General features: G+C 47.1%; 14 protein-coding genes. 5 read left to right on the top strand and 9 right to left on the bottom strand.

All coding sequences use genetic code 11. From position 1 onward, the window contains the following. The first annotated feature begins 158 nt into the window (after positions 1–158). Positions 159–5930, top strand: coding sequence for an alpha-2-macroglobulin family protein (locus BUB18_RS26385; protein ID WP_083550827.1), 5772 nt, complete (start codon positions 159–161; stop codon positions 5928–5930). A gap of 43 nt (positions 5931–5973) precedes the next feature. Further along, positions 5974–6435, top strand: coding sequence for an Mpo1 family 2-hydroxy fatty acid dioxygenase (locus tag BUB18_RS26380; protein WP_073086941.1), 462 nt, complete (start codon positions 5974–5976; stop codon positions 6433–6435). Here BUB18_RS26380 and BUB18_RS26375 read toward each other — a convergent pair. From BUB18_RS26375 to BUB18_RS26355, 5 genes are all read right to left on the bottom strand, one after another. After that, complete coding sequence (locus tag BUB18_RS26375) at positions 6432–7007, bottom strand: hypothetical protein (protein ID WP_073086939.1); 576 nt, start codon at positions 7005–7007, stop codon at positions 6432–6434. The genes BUB18_RS26380 and BUB18_RS26375 overlap by 4 nt on opposite strands. A gap of 127 nt (positions 7008–7134) precedes the next feature. Beyond that, complete coding sequence (locus tag BUB18_RS26370) at positions 7135–8718, bottom strand: DHA2 family efflux MFS transporter permease subunit (RefSeq protein ID WP_073086937.1); 1584 nt, start codon at positions 8716–8718, stop codon at positions 7135–7137. A gap of 172 nt (positions 8719–8890) precedes the next feature. Continuing rightward, positions 8891–10024 (bottom strand): HlyD family secretion protein, encoded by a 1134-nt coding sequence (locus tag BUB18_RS26365; protein ID WP_245805741.1) that lies wholly within the window; start codon positions 10022–10024, stop codon positions 8891–8893. Positions 10025–10043: 19 nt separating this feature from the next. Continuing rightward, positions 10044–11420 carry a TolC family protein gene (locus BUB18_RS26360; RefSeq protein WP_073086935.1) on the bottom strand — a complete coding sequence of 459 codons (1377 nt, stop codon included), beginning with the start codon at positions 11418–11420 and terminating at the stop codon, positions 10044–10046. Then, positions 11410–12042, bottom strand: a complete 633-nt coding sequence (locus BUB18_RS26355) for a TetR/AcrR family transcriptional regulator (RefSeq protein WP_073086933.1) — start codon at positions 12040–12042, stop codon at positions 11410–11412. The genes BUB18_RS26360 and BUB18_RS26355 overlap by 11 nt, the downstream gene beginning before the upstream one ends. A gap of 220 nt (positions 12043–12262) precedes the next feature. On the opposite strand from BUB18_RS26355, the gene BUB18_RS26350 reads away from it, so the two are divergent. Next, entirely contained in the window at positions 12263–12748 is a 486-nt protein-coding gene (locus BUB18_RS26350) for a hypothetical protein (RefSeq protein WP_073086932.1), read from the top strand. Positions 12749–13091: 343 nt separating this feature from the next. Here the strand turns inward: BUB18_RS26350 and BUB18_RS26345 are convergent, their stop codons facing one another. Both BUB18_RS26345 and BUB18_RS26340 read right to left on the bottom strand, forming a co-directional pair. After that, on the bottom strand, positions 13092–13712 hold the full coding sequence (locus BUB18_RS26345) for an HAD family hydrolase (protein WP_073086930.1): 621 nt from the start codon (positions 13710–13712) through the stop codon (positions 13092–13094). A 64-nt stretch (positions 13713–13776) separates the two neighbouring features. Further along, the gene (locus BUB18_RS26340; protein WP_218588111.1) at positions 13777–14307 is read right to left on the bottom strand and encodes a DUF4251 domain-containing protein; all 531 of its coding nucleotides are present in this window, start codon (positions 14305–14307) and stop codon (positions 13777–13779) included. A 169-nt stretch (positions 14308–14476) separates the two neighbouring features. Between BUB18_RS26340 and BUB18_RS26335 the strand changes: the two genes are divergently transcribed. Next, positions 14477–15313 carry an ankyrin repeat domain-containing protein gene (locus BUB18_RS26335; RefSeq protein ID WP_073086928.1) on the top strand — a complete coding sequence of 279 codons (837 nt, stop codon included), beginning with the start codon at positions 14477–14479 and terminating at the stop codon, positions 15311–15313. A 165-nt stretch (positions 15314–15478) separates the two neighbouring features. After that, positions 15479–15784: a hypothetical protein gene (locus tag BUB18_RS26330; RefSeq protein WP_073086926.1), complete on the top strand. Its 306-nt coding sequence runs from the start codon at positions 15479–15481 to the stop codon at positions 15782–15784. 38 nt (positions 15785–15822) lie between these two features. On the opposite strand, the gene dinB is transcribed toward BUB18_RS26330, so the two are convergent. Together dinB and BUB18_RS26320 are read right to left on the bottom strand one after the other, a co-directional pair. Beyond that, entirely contained in the window at positions 15823–16941 is a 1119-nt protein-coding gene (gene dinB / locus BUB18_RS26325; protein WP_073086924.1) for a DNA polymerase IV, read from the bottom strand. A 24-nt stretch (positions 16942–16965) separates the two neighbouring features. Continuing rightward, positions 16966–17727 (bottom strand): transposase (locus tag BUB18_RS26320; RefSeq protein WP_218588110.1); only part of this gene is annotated, 762 nt, incomplete at its 5' end.

The raw sequence follows: 17727 nt of genomic DNA, 5'->3' as shown, positions 1-17727 counted from the left end.
GAAGTATCAATGCGCTATAAACGCTCAAGGAAAGTTAAGGAAATAAGTGGAAAAATCTTTACTGCATACACAGCCAACACAGCTACCACCGCGTACAAATTATTGCTTAAATACTTACATTCATACTTTCTGTTCACATGTTGTGAAACTCCTGTACCATGAAAAGAATACTGACGACTGTACTTGTCCTGTTGACTGCTACAGTAACCTATGCGCAGCAACTGTCCAATGCCCACACCACCGGGCAGACTATCGCGCTGTTCAAAATTACTGATGCCGAAGCAGCCAGACTCTATAAGGCTTCACTGGAAGATGCCAAAATAGGCAGCGGCTTCTGGAGCAACAGGATCACAGATACACGTCCATTAGCCCCAACAGATGCACTGCTCCATACCTACGTAAGATCATGGCCAGCCAATGCTCCCACCCCGGCTGATATCCCGCCCGGGCAATACCTGCTCGTGCAGGGAGAAGAGAACGCAGTGCGATACCAGTATTATCCCGTGAAAAATGTAAGGTTACATACACTTCAAAATCTCGATGGCCGTTATATCTCCCTGACAGACAAAAACAGGCTCCCACTCCACACACCTGAAGTATTATTCCGTGGCAGACGGCTTGCCTTCCACTCCACCTACGAGGCCTACCAGTTACCAAAAGCAAGTCGAAATGGCATAGTGCGGGTCAAACATGAAGGCGTAACAAACTTCTTTTATATAGGAGAACAAAATTACTTTGGTTCACCTAGCGGATGGATCGCTAAAAAATGGTCACAACTCAGGAAAATTTTCAGCAAACCATACACCAACAAGGAATTCAAAGGATATCTTGTTACCAGCAAACCTAAATACAAACCGGGGGATACCGTTCGCCTCAAAGCATTTATTACAAATGCCAAAGGAATACCTGTAAATATTCCTTTGCAACTGAAACTGGGCCAGGAACGAAATGATGAGGAGGAAGATACTATTTTGCAGGTGCTGCGACCCTACCGGCCAGGGGCATACGAACATACGTTTGTCCTCACAGAAGACCTTGACCTCGACCTGGACGAGACCTATAAAATCAGCCTGGGCACCAGGTTTAAAACCTCCAGAAAAAAGGAATATATTCATAAAACATTCGAATATGAAGCCTACGAACTAAGTCAGCTTACTTTTAAGGCCCGTAGCGACAAAAACAGCTATTCTCCCGGTATGCCGGTGAAATTTTTCCTGAAGGCTACGGATGAAAATAATCTGCCCCTGCTGGATGGACGTGTAACCGTCACCGTTAACATTAACGCCAGCTCCAACTTCCAAAATGGGATCACCTTCATTCCCAAAAAACTATGGCAGCAGGAAATAACGCTGGAGCAGACAGGCGAAACAGTGGTGTTAATGCCCGACAGCATCTTCCCGCAGGCCGACCTGCAATGCAGCGTAACATGCCAACTGAACAGCAGCAGCAATGATACCCAAACGGAATCGTTCACTTTTAGCCGCCTTAAAACCCTGAGAGATGTCCGGTTCGAACGGATAGCCGATTCCATTGCGATTACCTATTCGGAAAGTGGTCGGCTTGGACCTGCCACCGGCAGGATCATTTTTTACAACGGTGCAAAAGACAGCATCGGGCAGGTACTGGTCACCTTCCCTGCCACGATACCTGCATCTCCCTATATAGCCCGTTATACAGCCGTAACCGGCGACTACAGAAAGGATTATAATGTTAGCGCAAACATGTCCGAGATTTCATTTACCGGTTACCGGCAAAATGATTCCATCTTTGCCACACTCGAAAACCCTTATAAAATCCCGGTATGGTACCAGATTTTTGCGGATAAGCGATTAATAACCTCCGGCAAAGGAACAAACGTAAACTGGGCCTACAAGTCAACCGGCAACGCTACTTACAGTTTATATACCTCTTTCATTTATGGAGATGCCAGCTCCGGCTCCGGTCAGTATGTCCGTTACCTGCCGGCCAGTCTCGATGTAAAAATCCATGCGCCTGAAACTATTCAGCCTGGGCAAACGGCACGTATAACCGTTGCCGTTAAAAACAATCAACAGCAGCCAGTGGCAGATGCAGATGTAACTGCCTACGCGCATACTTCCAAATTCAACACGTATGATCCGGAGGTTCCCTACCTGGATCGGATCCGTACGCAGTCGCCCAGGCTATTACCCGGCTACGGTGTTGCTGCAAATGAGGATTATAACGAAAAGGGCCCTTTGAACTGGAGCCGCTGGAAAACAATACTGGGACTGGATACGATGCCTTTTTTCCGCTTCTTCCATCCGGAAGGACTGTTATATAATTTCGAGCCTGCGGTACATGGTATCACACAGGTTGCTCCGTTTGTAATAAAGAATAACCATCCCCAGATCTCACAACTGGTATGGATAAACGATAATCTCGTGTATGTAAACGGTACTGAGCCCCAGTACAACTATAGTTTCCGGGTAACGCCGGGCAGACAGTCCATACGGATTGTGACGGCTGAGCATGAAATCGTCCTTGATTCCGTATATGCTCCCGCAGGGATGAAAACATTTATTAGTATTCCGGTGGACAAATCCCTGGCAGGTATACGCATTACACCCCGCAAAAAGCCGCTGTTCACTGATGCTGAAAAAACGCTCCTCAATAATATGTTGTTGGTGTTGAAGGCGCACGACACGTGGACCAAACAATACATCAATAACGATAACCTGATATTTCCCATCACCAAAAGCTATTACCAGGATGTTATAGTAGGTCCGGTTTCAAAGGGATCAGCCTACTACTTCGCCAGCCCGCTGATGACCCAGCAGTTCGATCCTGAGCCCGGCTACCGTTACACCATCAGTAAAGGGCTGGTAAAACAGGAAAAGCTCGACATTGCACAAAGCTATTTCAGCCGCAGGCTGCCTGCTTATAGTAACTACAGCTTTAGACTGCATGATTATGTACTCACGGCCACTGATATGGACAGCCTGTACAACAGCAACCTGGAAAACATGTCCCTGAACCTGCGCACTTATGCCAGTAATAAAAATACGATCCGGCTATTGTTTCCGGATAGTATCCGCACAAACATTCGCCAGATCTTTGTATACAATTACGATGCTCCAAACTGGCTGGAGATGGTGGAAGGAGATGCAGGCGGTACCATCATTCAGCCAGCCGGCTACTATAAGCTCCTGGTAATGATGAAAAACAATGGCTTTATTACCCTCGATAGTGTGCTCAGCAAGGCAGACCACGAAACCATTTACAAATGGGGCCAGGTAAACATACAACCTGATAACGATACCATTCACAGTTTGCGGCAGCGCCTCAACCTGGCCTTCATCACCGGCAACTACACTGCTGAGTTCGAACATAAACCAGAAAAGTTATCACCTTCTTATCCTGATCCAAAACCTGTTACCAGCAAAGGCGCTAATTTAAACAGGCTGGTGAAGGGTACCGTGCGTGATAATCACGGCACACCTATTCCAAATGCGACTGTAATAATCCACGGAACCGGAATGGGTACCTATACCAATGAGCGTGGTGCATATGCACTATATGTATCGGATTCGGGCACACTGGCGTTTCGCTCCGTTGGTTACAGAATGGCAGTGCGCACCATTCAGACAGATGATATCTATGACGTTATACTTTTCCCGCAGGGAGATGATCTTTCTGAAGTGGTGGTAGTAGGTTATGGCACAACACACAGAAAAGCCCTCACGGGGTCTGTCAGTAGACTGCTACAAGGACAGGTGGCCGGCGTAACCGTAGGCGCGGCTAAAAGGAAATTCTTTTCCGGTTTAGGGCAGCAGCTGAGAGTCCGCGGGATCGGCAGCATGGATAGTGAGAAAGCACCCATGCTGGTGGTGGATGGTGTTCCATTTAACGGAAGCCTGAGTGATATCAATGAAGAGCTGGTGAAGAACATGGAGGTACTAGCCGGGGAGGGCGCGGTAGCGCTTTATGGTTCCCGTGCAGCTGATGGGGTCGTGATCATCAATACCACTGTGAAAGGAGGTTTAAAGAGTCCTGCCCCGCCGGAAGCCGAAACCCCTAAAATTTCTCTCCGTCATCATTTCCGGGATGAAGCCTACTGGCAACCACGGTTACGTACAAACGAACACGGGGAAGCCGCCTTTGAAGTTACCTTCCCTGATGATATCACCAGCTGGAAGTCATACGCGCTGATAGCAGGCGATAAAAAACAATCCGGATTTGCCACCGCCGTTACCCGCGCCTATAACCAGGTAAGCGCTAACCTGGCCTTGCCGCAGTTTACACTGGCCGGCGATACACTGGATGTGCTGACCAAAATCATGAATTACAATGGAGATAGTATACAATTGAATCGTATGCTCAACGTAGCTGGAACGGTACTCAAAAACGGACCGGCGCCACTTCGGCATAGTCTTATCGAAACCAGTACGGTGGCTGTTCCTGCAGGCGACAGCTTACGCAATACTTTTACCATCAGTAACAATAATGTAAGTGATGGGGAGTATCGTGCGGTGCCGATATATCAACCTGGTACCATGGAGGCATTCGGTAAGTTTTTACAATTACCGGGAGATACCAGCTTCATTTTGCCTGCCACCAAAGATACCGGAACAGTGCATCTGTATGCCGCCACCTCTGCCATGCCAGTATTACTACAGGAAGCCAGCTACCTCTACTCCTACCGCTACGATTGTAACGAACAACTGGCTTCCAAACTGATAGCGGCCCTGCTGCAAAAACGCTGGGCTGCCGCACTGGATACCAATATCCATATCAACGAACATATCAGCAATATGATCAGCAAGCTCGAGAAAGCCCGTAATATGGATGGCTTGTGGGGCTGGTGGGCAGATGGCGTAACCTCCGGGTGGATCAGTGCACATGTACTGAAAGCGCTCAACATGGCTGCGGAGGCGGGCTTCAGAACCAGATCAGCCAATAAGGACCTGACCAGGTTGCTGATGCCGCATATCTACGACTATGCCATTGATACCCGGCTGGACTTCCTGGGATACCTCCGGGATACCGACAGCACCTTTAACCTGCGGGCATATGTGGATACCATTAACACTAACTATCTCACCCCTATACAACAACTACGACTACTTGAAATAAAACAGCGTGCAGGCATCACCGTTAGTACGGCAAACCTGCTTCGTACCGTCAAAAAAACATTATTTGGCAACGCCTGGTGGGGGCCTGACAGCCTGGACATTTACAACAGCCGCATTCAGTACACCCTGCTGGCCTATCGTATTCTTCGCAATGAAGGTGGCCATGATGCCCTGCTGCACTCCACCCGGGCCTGGCTGCTGGATCAGCGGGGGCCTTACTGCTGGCGCAACACCTATGAATCGGCCACCATCATGGGCACCATCGGCGATGATATTTTGCGGGAGCAGGAGCAGAAAGCGCCGGCATTACAGGTGAACAATACCAACATCACCAAATTCCCATATGAGGCGCAACTGCCTGCCGGGCAGGCGCTTCAAATTTCAAAAACGGGTAACCGCATGCTGTATCTGAACACCTGGCAACGCCGCTTTAATGCCAACCCTGAGCGGGTGGACAGCGCCTTTAAAGTACGTACCCATTTCAAAGCGGAGGACAAAGAGGTGACTTCCCTCACTGCCGGTAAAAAAGTAACGCTGGAAGCGGTGGTGGAAGTAAAGGAAGACGCAGGCTTTATTATGATCGAAGTACCGATACCGGCCGGCTGCTCCTATAATGGCAAGCCACAGCCATACAGTAACAGTGAGGTACACCGGGAATATTATTATGAGAAAGTCAGCATCTTTTGCCAGTACCTGCATAAAGGCAGCTACATCTTCAGCATTCCGCTGATGCCACGCTATACCGGCAGCTTCCAGCTGAATCCTGCCAAAGCGGAAATGATGTATTTCCCGGTGTTTTATGGTCGCGAAGGCATGAAAAGGATACCAATCAAATAAGGAAAAAAATGGTTATATTTAGTAATACCTAATCCTCCACCATATGAGATCCATACAGTCCTGGCTGGACGAGTACGGCACCAGCCACCGCAACGCCACCAACAAGTCCATACACTGGATTTGCGTGCCTGCCATATTCTTTAGTATCGTAGGTTTGTTATACAGCATTCCCCTGCCCTTTCACCTGGGCGGCCTGCAGGTAACGGTGGCGCATATAGCGCTGGTGCTGGTATTACTTTATTATTTCCGCCTGAGTCCGAGTCTGAGTATGGGCATGCTGGTATTTGTACTGCTTTGCCTGTGGGCCTGGCGGGTGCTCGACAGTCTGGGTGCCACTCCCTGGATATTATCCCTCATTATTTTTGTAGTAGCCTGGATAGGCCAGTTCATCGGGCATAAAATTGAGGGGGCCAAGCCTTCCTTCTTTAAGGACTTACAGTTCCTGCTGATAGGGCCGGCCTGGCTGCTGAGCTTTATTTACCGCAAGGCGGGTATTCCTTTTTAACCTTTAACGGTGAGGAATAAACGCAGGATGTACGAGGATTCGTACAGGATAAAGAGGATAACGAGAAAACTGTGAAAGGTTTTGTTGGAGAATTTTATCGCCATCAGGCATAGCAGCACATGGGTGATGCCCCTGATGGGATATTCCGCGTTATAGTGCATATGAAAGTAGGCTTCGCCTTTCATGAGGGTATCTACCACGTCTGCTACAAAAGTAAGTGCCAGCAGGCCGAAAAACCACTTTCGCCGGGAGTAGAAATAATCTTCATAACCCGTATACTCCTTGATATCGTCCGGATACAGAAGGGCGCAAAGCACATAGAACATAATGATATAGAGGGTTACAAAGAAGTACTCCAGGAAGGTCCAGCGGGCAATATTGCTGAGGCTGATTTCCCACCACCAGAAATGTAACAGGATCAGGAAGATATAGAGTACCCATCCCAGGTGTACCCAGTAGATTTTTTGCCGGCCCGGGTGCTGAATGAACTTGGCAGTACCCTTAAGGAGCTGTGCGATACTGAGACTAAGGATGATGCCGATGACGGTACGTACATGACTAAACGTTTCCATAGGCGCATATTCTTATCCTGAATATACCAAAAAAAATAAAGCCCCGATGAATATCGGGGCTTATTTACCTAAACCTACAACTGTTACACTGTTATTGCAACAATTATTTTTATGTGTCACTCTTTCCTTAGTGCATGGCACTTGGGTCGAGCTTACCTTGTTGTTTTTTGGCGCGTACCATCAGTACGAACGGAATACAGATGAGGAACAGGATACCGAGGTAGAGGAATGAATCCATGTACGACAGTACAGAAGCCTGTTTGGTAACACTGTAGTCCAGTACCATGTACGCTTTATGCTTGGCAGTGGCCAGGTCATATCCTTTAGACATGAAGTTGGCGGTAAGTCCGTTGATCCGGTTAACCACTGTAGGGTCGTTGGTATCAATGTAGGCTACCATGTCGCTGCGGTGCATTTGTGTACGACGGGTCATAAAGGTGGTGATCAGTGCCACACCGAAGGAACCGCCGAGCTGGCGCATCATACCGGTGAAGGCCGCACCCTGGCCGATCTGCTGCCCTTTCAGGCTGGAGAGTGCCAGTGTGGTGATCGGGATGAACAACAGGCCCATACCCACACCACGAACGATGAGCATCCAGAAGAAGGCGTCTGAACCCGTATCTGCCGGTGTGAGGATTTTATATCCCCAGAAGCTGTAGAGGAAGAACAGGAACATACCGGCGGCAACCAGGTATTGTTGCGGTATTCCTCTTTCCAGCATCTTACCGATGATCGGCATCATGAATGCCGTAGTCAGTGCAGCAGGCACCATGAGCATACCGGATTGTGTGGCCGTCCATCCCAGGATACCCTGTGTATACAGTGGTATGATGAAGGTGGAGCCGTACAAACCGAACCCGAGGATGAAGGAAAGGATCGTACCCACGCGGAGGTTTCCGTTTTTGAGTACGCGCAGTTCCACGATCGGGTATTTATAGGTGAGTTCCCGCCATATGAAGAAGAACAATGCCAGCGCACTGGTGGCTGCAAGGATCGTGATATACGGATCATTGAACCAGTCGTCTTCCTGACCACGTTCCAGCACGTACTGCAGGGAACCTACGCATAATGCGAGCAAGCCGATACCGAGGAAATCCACGTCGCTGGCGGATCTTTTCTCAGCGTATTTAGGACTGCGCACAAACTGCAGGGTGAGCAGTGTGGCAATTACACCGATCGGAATGTTAATGTAAAATATGTAAGGCCATGAGTAGTTATCTGTGATAAAACCACCTAATGGCGGGCCGAGCGTAGGACCGATGATTACACCAAGACCATAAATCGCCTGAGCGGTACCACGTTTTTCAGGAGGATAGCTTTCGGTGATAATGGTTTGTGAAGTTACCAGCAGTGCACCACCACCAATACCCTGTATAAAACGGAAGAGTACCAGTTCCCACATAGCGGTTGCGTTACCGCAAAGGAACGACGACACCGTGAATATGATAATGGAAGCCGCAAAATAGTTACGGCGGCCAAATTGCTGGGAGAGCCAGCTGGTCATTGGAACGACAATTACGTTACCGATTGCATAGGCCGTAATTACCCAACCAATTTCCGACATGGTAGCTCCCATGTTTCCCCGCATATCATTCAGTGCCACATTCACGATCGTGGTATCCACGATTTCCAGCAGCGCGCAAAATATAGCCGTGATCGTGATGATCACCCTGCGCGAGCCGTATTCTATCAATGATTCTTGTTGCAGCATGAAAATTCTAAATTATATATAGAAGAAAGCAGTATGACCAGGAACTAATAATTAATACCGGAGCATGGCCGTTTGATGATTCTTTATTTATGCTAATGGTTTCCGCCGATTGTGTGATCATGGTTCCCATTAATTATTAATTCCGGGTCATTACGCTTCCTGCTAAAGCAGATTAGTCGAGATGAACATCCACCTCTACGTTCATACCAGGACGGAGGTTTTTCACCATTTCATCGGAAGGGTTTACGAACTCGATTTTCACCGGCAGCCGTTGTACCACTTTCACGAAGTTACCGGAGGCATTATCCGGAGGCAGCAGGGCCATTTTAGCACCTGTTGTTGGCGCGAAGGAAGTGATTTTAGCTTCCAGTTCCTTGCCAGGATAAGCGTCGATTTTGATGGTAACTTTCTGACCGAGTTTCATTTTAGTCAGCTGTGTTTCCTTGAAGTTAGCCACTACCCATGGTGTGTTATTGAGTACCACGCTGAACAGGGACTGACCAGCATTGATGTACTGACCTGGCTGCACATAGATTTTAGTCAGGTAACCATCTTCCGGAGCAAGGATAACAGCGTAGCTTCTTACCAGTTCAGCATCTGCCACGTCTGTCTGGCGTTGTTTGATTGCTGCATCAGCGAGGCTGATTTGTTTGGAAGTAGCGGTGCTTTGAGAAGACACTACAGTTGTTTGACGTGTAGCGGCAGTTTTCTGACGCTGCAGTACATCCAGCTGGCGTTCGGCGGACTGTTTTGCAGCCAGTGCCTGCTCATATTGCTGTTGGGTGATAGAGTGATCTTTGATCAGGTTAGCATAACGTTCGTAGTCCTGGTTGGCTCTCCAAACGTTTACCTTAGCGGCTTCGATCTGAGCTTCGATGGTACCGATCTGTGCCTGTGCTTGTCCGATACCGGTTTCAGCGGCCTGTGTAGCGGCAGCTGCAGCGGTTTTGTTGGCTTCAGCGGCGAGCAGGGCTGCTTCGGCAGACTGCACTTTGATGGCTAGGTCGCGGTCGTCGAGGATGACCAGTGTATCACCTTTTTTCACGAACTGGTTATCTTTCACACGTACTTCTTTCACGTAACCGGAAACTCTTGGGATTACCGGGCTCACGTTAGCATCGATCTGCGCGTTATCTGTTTCTTCGTGGTGCTGACCGTGAATATATTTGGTGATACCGAAGGCGCCACCACCAATTACCAGCGCTGCCAGTACGATGACGAACCCTTTGCTGCGTTTTTTAGGCGCGGATGTTTCCTGCATGGTTGTATTATTAGTATTATTAGAAGCTTTAGTTTGCGTTTCCACAGCTTATAAATTTGTGTGATTATTGTTTATTGATTGATTGGTCCAGGATACCGGCTGCCTGCAGCAGTTTGTTGTAGGCTACGATGGCTTCTGCTTTGGCGAAGGCGTAGTTCAGGTGAGCCTGGAGATTGGCCACGTCAGCGTCCAGCAGGTCGGTTGTAGTGGCCAGGGCGTTGTCGTGTTTATTTTTAGTGATACGGTAGTTTTCTTCTGATTGCTCAATGGCTTTGATATAAGTATCCATTTTCTTGTGGCTCAGGAGATAATTTTCGTATGACTGATATACATCCATGTGGATAGCATCTGTTACCTGTGCTTCATTGGCGCGGATCTGAGCCAGTTGGGCATTGGCAGCTGCTACTTTGGATTTGTTTTTCCAGATGGAGTGGATGTTGTATTTCAGTCCCACACCTGCGGTGACCGCATTGGTGATGGTCAGGAAATTTGGAATGTAAGCCGCTACATAACCACCTGTTACTGCCAGCTGAGGATACATTTCACCTTTGATAGATTTCACGTTTGCGGAAGCAGCACCTTCGTGTGCCTGCAGGGACTGTGCATCTTTACGGTTCTGGTAAGCCAGCTGTTCAAACTCTCCTATTCCTCTTGCATCTACCTGACTGCTGCTGTTGAAGATGGTGGTATCCAGTGCCAGCACGGTGTTATCAGGCAGACCGAGCATGATGTTCATGTTCAGGTTAGCCACTTTCAGGCTGTTCTCAGCGTCCATGAGCAGGAGCTCGTAGTTGGACTGGTTGAGTTCAGCTTTTAAGAGGTCGTTGCGGGCGAGTAAACCATTTTTCTCCAGGTTGGTAAAGTCTTTCACCCGTTCGGAGGATTGCTTTACATTCTGTTTCATGAGGTTTACACTCTGCTGTGCTTTGTAAAGATTAGCGTAAGCAGCGATGGTGTTCTGCATCACGTCTTCTTTATCTTTTTCGGCATCAAGGCGGGAAGCAGTGGCCAGGTAACTGGCAGCTTTCTTTCCGTTCTGGATCATCATACCTGCGAATACAGGGATGCTGAGGTTTGCCATACCATATGCGGCGCTGTTTACTTTAGGCATTTCGGTGCCACCTCCACCAGTACCACCAGAGTTATCCTTAGCGATCTTCAGGTCGATGTTAGGTTCGGTAACGCGCATGTAAGCACCGGTAACACTGAAATCGGGCAGTTGACGTTCGTTAGCCTCTTTCAGTTTAGCGTTGGATTCTTCAATTTTCGCCTGGCTTACTTTTAACTGTTTACTGTTTTGAATACTCAGCGATATGGCTTCACTTAACGACAGTTGCTTTGTGGCCGACTGTTGCTGTGCCGATGCGGCCTGAAAAACCAGCGTCAGCAAGATTCCCGTTGTAAGCGCATATAATCGTGCGTATATGCTTTTAGAATTCATGTGTAAGGATTGCTTTAAACATTTTTTTAAGATGGGCGCTCACCCTGACTTTAAGATATTCAACGAATTCATCGTCGGGCATATCTGCAAACTCAGGACTTGATCTGATATAAGATTTGGCGGGTACTACCTGGTGGATGGTACCGAAGAGGCTGGACATTAACAGCACGACGTCTACATCTTTATAAAACGTTCCTTCTTCCTGTGCCCGGGTAACAATAGGCTCCATCAATCCCATCATTTCCCTTTTCAGTTCCCAGATGAGGTCTTTCACCGGACTTTGTTCCCGGTTCATCTGCTCTCTGTTCATGATGCACTGGAAATTCTGTTCGTTCAGCATCTTATTTACATACCGATCAATCAGCGAGTATATTTTCTCCAGCGGCCCCATGGTATCATTATCCACCAGGTCCTGTATAAATGCTTTGGTGGCAGTCATACGATACCGGAATACCGCTTCGAGTAATTTATCCTTTGAGCCGAAATAATAGGAAATCATGGCAATGTTTACATCCGCTTCCTGCGCTATATCCCTGACCGAAGTGCCATGAAAGCCCTTGTCGGCAAACAGACGCTCGGCGACTAATAATATACCGAGTTGTTTTTCACTGTATCCTTCCATGTTTCTTGATTAATGTTTCGACGACACAAAGTTAAACAAACGTTTGATTTAAACAAGAACTTAATTAATCGTTTGTTTAAATATTTTTTATACTAACTCATAAATAATTGATTAAGATGAGTTTTAGATAAAATATAAATTTTGACTTCACTATTCCTTAACAGTAGGCGATATTGCCAGGGAAATATTTTATCTTAATAGATATTTAATATTACTATTTATGGAAGCTACCCGCCAGTACAACAAATTCACTACGGGCACCATTGCGCTCACCGCCCTCCTGGCGGGAACGCTGGATCTTGCCACCTCCTGCATCCTGTTTACCGTCCGTTCCGGAAAATCGTTTGTAGAAGTACTCAAATTCATCGCCAGCGCCCTGCTGGGCCCTGCCGCCTATAGTGGTAATCCCGCTATTCCATGGCTGGGCGTTTTATTCCACTACGCCATCGCTTTCGTATTCACCACCTTTTTCTTCCTGGTATATCCCTTCATTCGCAAAGGCATCCGCAATACCTTCCTGATAGCCATTATCTATGGCCTGTTCGTATGGGTAGTGATGAACGTAATTGTTTTGCCATTCACACATGTAAAACAAATACCTTTTACCACCTTTGGTGTTAGCGTAGGTGCGTTAGTGTTAATTATAATGATAGGATTACCGCTGGCAATCGTGGCTGAGAGAGTGAGTGAGCCTGAGAAAAAATAAATAAGGGCGGGCGCTACATTTGGAAAGCCCGCCCCTGCACATCTCGCATTACGTCAAGATGTTGTACCTGTTTTTTATCAACCGTATTTAGAACTTTGAATTGTAGTTTTAAAAGACATCTACCATTGTGTAACTCGTGTCTTTACAAAATTTCATCTGGTTAACGCATTTTACGGAACACGTCCGCCTTCGGCGGACGTGTTCCTGTTTTACAGTGGCGCCTCTGCACCGCTGTAAAACAGGTTAATTGCAGGGAGGCACTTTGCGTACATCTTACAAAAAGAGCCACCCCGTTGATTATACTAACAGGCATGGCTCAAAAATGTTCAATATTATTTTTTTATTATACAGCCAGCCCAAATGTGGCCAATGCTGCTTTCGTAGGTTCGTAACCGGTATGGCAGATACTATTGATACCGAGCCCCCGTGCCACGTCCACAAACATACTTCTGTCTTCTATATATACTACCTCCTCCGGCTTCACCTGCGCAATATCCAATGCTATCCTGTAAATATCTGCATCCGGTTTTCTGAAATGAACAAAGCAGGAAGAGATATAGAAATCAGCGATACTCCCAATGCCGAAGTGATGAATCCGATGCTCGTTGAGCTCACGGCCTTCGTTGTTTACAATCGCGATCTTTACGCCATGTGTAGCTTTCACCGCACGTATCAGCTCCAGCATTTCCGGATAAGGTTCCGTTTGTGCAAACATAAATGCCCTGAAATCTGCCGGAGTAAAATCCCGTTTGGTATAGAACACTACCCGGTGAAGGTACTCCTCCAGCGTAAGCTTACCTTCTTCATAAGTATCAAAGGTCAGGTGATGCCGCTCCTCTGTTTCCACAGGGTCCAGTCCAAATTTTTCCATCGCCAGCCGGCGCGCTTTTCGGTCCCACCCATTACTTAATAACACCCCACCTATATCCAGGAAGAGTGTAGTGATATTTTTTGCAGATGACATGTTCCGTTTTTAAAGGCCACTATCGCAGGATGCTGAACCATCAAGCGATAGCGCCGATTGATTTTTATTTGTTCTTTGCTTTCTTGTCTTTCTTCTCCCTCAGGTAACCATTGTAACTGATAGGCTGCTTGCTGTTGCTGGTTACCTGCAGAGTGCCGTAACCACTTTCGCTGACGGAAAGATTAATAGTGGCTACATCCCGGTTGTCTTTCGGACGAATGGTGATGTCCCAGCCTCCTTTTTTACGGTCGGCGGTGCTGTAGTCGAATGACTTACTCTTAAAATCCATTGAATTTTTTGAAGGATCCATCGGCGCCGTATAGGCGCGACCGTAGTAAGGCAGATAGCTCACCAGAGAATCTTTGGTAACGGACAGGAAAAACTCACCTGTCAGCTGTACCACACGGCCTCCCATCGGTATGGCCGACTGGGGTACAAACACATACTGTTTTGCATCTACCCATCCTTTAACCTGTGCTGCCTTCGCAGCTTCTCTTTCTGCCCTGGTTTCCTTTTGCTGGGCGGATATGGTTGTTGTAAGGCCCATGGTAATCAGGCCGGTAAACAACATTACATGGATAATCATACGTTTCATAATGCTGCTTTTTAATTGGGGAACATCGTTGTGATGCCTCTGATAAATTTCGTAAAAAATCACCTAAAAACTGAAATGTGAGATAAATACTAACAGTCTATAAACAAATTAACTAAATTGCACATGTATTTCATCCGCGATCCCGTCAAGTAACACGTTAAAACGGTTTATGCAGAAAATATCTCTCCAGGAGTTAAAACGCAAAATAAGAAACAGCCAGGATCCGGACGAGATCATCACCTATATCAGCTATAACCTTGCCCACTACACGAAAGACGAAAATTCAGCCTTGCTCTGTGAGCTGCTCGAATACCAGGAGATATTTTTTGAAGCGGCAGAATTACTGATCAAAACCGGCGGTGCCGACATCCACTATAAAAAAGAAGGGATGATTCCCATTATTTTCTGCGCCGTAGGAGCCAACAAGCCCATGGCGGTGGAGTATGCACTTACCAAAGGCGCCAGTCTGCTGGTGGATAATCCCGATTACCTCTTTGCGATCGCTTACATTTTCCGCCAGCACCGGCTCAACACCATCGCGGACATGTTATTGATCCTTATTCAGCATAATATTCATTTCAACTTTACCTTAGAAGACAAAGAAACACCGTTATTGTTGGCGATGAAGCATAATTCTAACCCGGAGGTGGTCCAGTTTCTCCTTTCGGAGGGGGTCAATAAGTACGCATATGACGAAGATGGCTTTACCGCCATTCACTATGCGCCGTTCGCCAAGTCCCCGTATCTCTATAAAAATATAATTACCTCTATTGACGACGTGCTGATTACCACCCAGTACGCCACCTATATGGAACCGGTAGCCAATTGTATTATTAAGGTAGAAGCAGATACTACTTTCGAGGAGTTCATCTACCTTGCGCTCAATGCATTTCTGCATAACCGGCACCGGATGTTTGAGCAGATTTTTGAAAAGTATTACTATCGCCTGCATATGATTGCGGAACATATTGCGCTGATGTGGGAAAAGGCGAGTACTGCCCGTTAATTTTCCCCGTTTCAGTCACCGCCTTCGGCGGTGACTGAAACGGGGGGGGGGTTTTGTGAGAGCGAAGCCCTCACAAAAAACACCTTAAAATCCTTTGCAATTTGGAATTTTACTGTAATTTGTACTTATAAGCAACCAATATCCTAACCTTAAAAGAACCACGAGATGTTAAGTACCCTTACTACACTGTGCCTGTTATCCTTTCTTGCGCACGTATTCCTGCTGTTTACCTCCTTCGGCAAAGGTGGCATGAACAAGCCCAAATACCTGTGGTCCCATATTACTTTATGGATCGCCGGCGGCCTGGCTTGCCTGATCACCCTGCTGTATGCGGGTAAAAACGTTGCTGCTGTTGTGGATGTATTCGATACGCCTGTGAAGTCGGCACTGCTGATTGTACTGGCGTTTGTACTGTCACTTATTGCGCATACCATTGTCCGCAAAGTGGTGCTGCCAAAGTATGCCAAATAATTTTTTCGGGAGGTTATATCGGGAGATATAACCTCCTCCTATTCTTCATCGAAATTAAAGAGGGACAATTGCGGCGAGGGCCCCTCCTTGCCCGTTCCCTGATTCACTTCTCCGAAATTGGACAAGGTGATGCCCAGTAGCCGGATTGGCTGCCCCTGGTCCAGGGTGCCGGCCAGTAACTGCTTTGCCGTTTCCAGGATGGTTTCATAATCGTTTATCGGATAAGGGAACGATTGGTTGCGGGTGATTTGCCTGAAATCATTATATTTCACCTTCAGCGTCACCGTGCGGCCTTTCAACTGGTGTCTTTCCAGCCTTTTGGTAACCGTTTCTGCAATTTTTTCCAGCTCGGCATGCATGTCCTCCACATTGGTAAGGTCATGCGGAAAGGTATCCTCCGCACCGGCCGATTTAGTTTCCCGGTGTGGCTGCACCTCCCGGTTATCGATCCCCCGCACAATACGGTAATAAAAAGCACCCACCTTACCGAAATGCTGCAACAGCTGCTGCTCCGTCAGCTTCTTCAGGTCGGCACCTGTAAAAAGCCCCATGCGCTTCATTTTATCCGCCGTTACTTTTCCCACACCATGAAATTTTTCCACCGGCAGCTGTTCCATAAACGTTTCAATCGCCGAGGGCCCAATGAATGTGAGTCCATCCGGCTTTTGCAGATCCGATGCCACCTTGGCCACGAACTTATTAATCGATACCCCCGCGGAAGCCGTCAGCTGCAGCTCTTCTTTAATAGCCTGCTTGATCTGTGTCGCAATTTCAATTGCCGATCCTATTCCCAGTTTGTCAACCGTAACATCCAGATAGGCCTCATCGAGTGATAACGGTTCAATCAGATCGGTATACCTGCTGAAAATCTCGCGTATTTTCCTGCTCACCTCCTTGTACACATCAAAGCGGGGCCGCACAAAAATTAAATGCGGGCAAAGTTGTTGGGCACGCTTGCTTGGCATGGCCGACCTTACACCGAACTTCCTCGCTTCATAGCTGGCAGTGGCAATCACGCCGCCGCGGCCTTCCGGACTCCCCCCCACTGCAATAGCCTTCCCCCTGTACAGCGGGTTATCGCGCTGCTCTACAGAGGCATAAAACGCATCCATATCAATGTGGATGATTTTGCGGCGTGTGGGTTGAGTGGTGTCCATTTTGAATGGACAAAGATACGGCGGTTAAGGGGAAAAAAATTTATCCAAAGACCAGGTCACAGGGTTGTTTTCAATGTATTCAGCAATATTTCGATAGGACGCGTCATCTTTGATGATATGCTCGTGATAGCGGGGCTGCCAGGCGAATGGAAGGTGGTGGAGCCTGGCGTATGAAGTTACCGAGCCTTTGAAACCTCGCACTATAGCCGGCAGGTTATTGGATTGAGGACCAATTTTATTGCCGGTGGAAGAATGCGTTTCCTGATTGTGTTTGTTAATGCCTATGATAACAATGGCATGAAAATGATTGGGCATTATTACATACTTGTCCATTTCCAGGTTCATATCTGTACGCATGTCAAATGTTCGCCTCCATTCAGATTCCACTATCTTACCCATTGTAGTTGGGATCAATCTGTCACTAACAATCTTGCCGAAATAATTTACTCTATCTTTTGTACAGATAGTAATAAAATAGGGAGATGCATTTGCGTAGTTCCATCCAATTAATCGTGGCGTCGAAATGCGATAATGGTTAAATCTGTCCGATTTAGAATTTTCAATCAACATGATTTCACATTGAGACGTTAACAAACAAAATGTACATAATAATGTACGATAAATTTTAAATTTAGGTTGGGCTACGACTATGGAATTTTTGTTCAATTTGATAACCATTTTTATCAGCGGTGTAGAGACTTTTAGATTTGTGCAATGCATACACTTAATAAAAATCTTTACTATAAAAATTCTTATTACCTCTTTTCCGTTTGTGAATTTGTCAGA

This window comes from Chitinophaga jiangningensis, assembly GCF_900142605.1.
Lineage (GTDB): Bacteria > Bacteroidota > Bacteroidia > Chitinophagales > Chitinophagaceae > Chitinophaga > Chitinophaga jiangningensis.
This window is presented reverse-complemented; position numbering and strand designations above follow the sequence as displayed.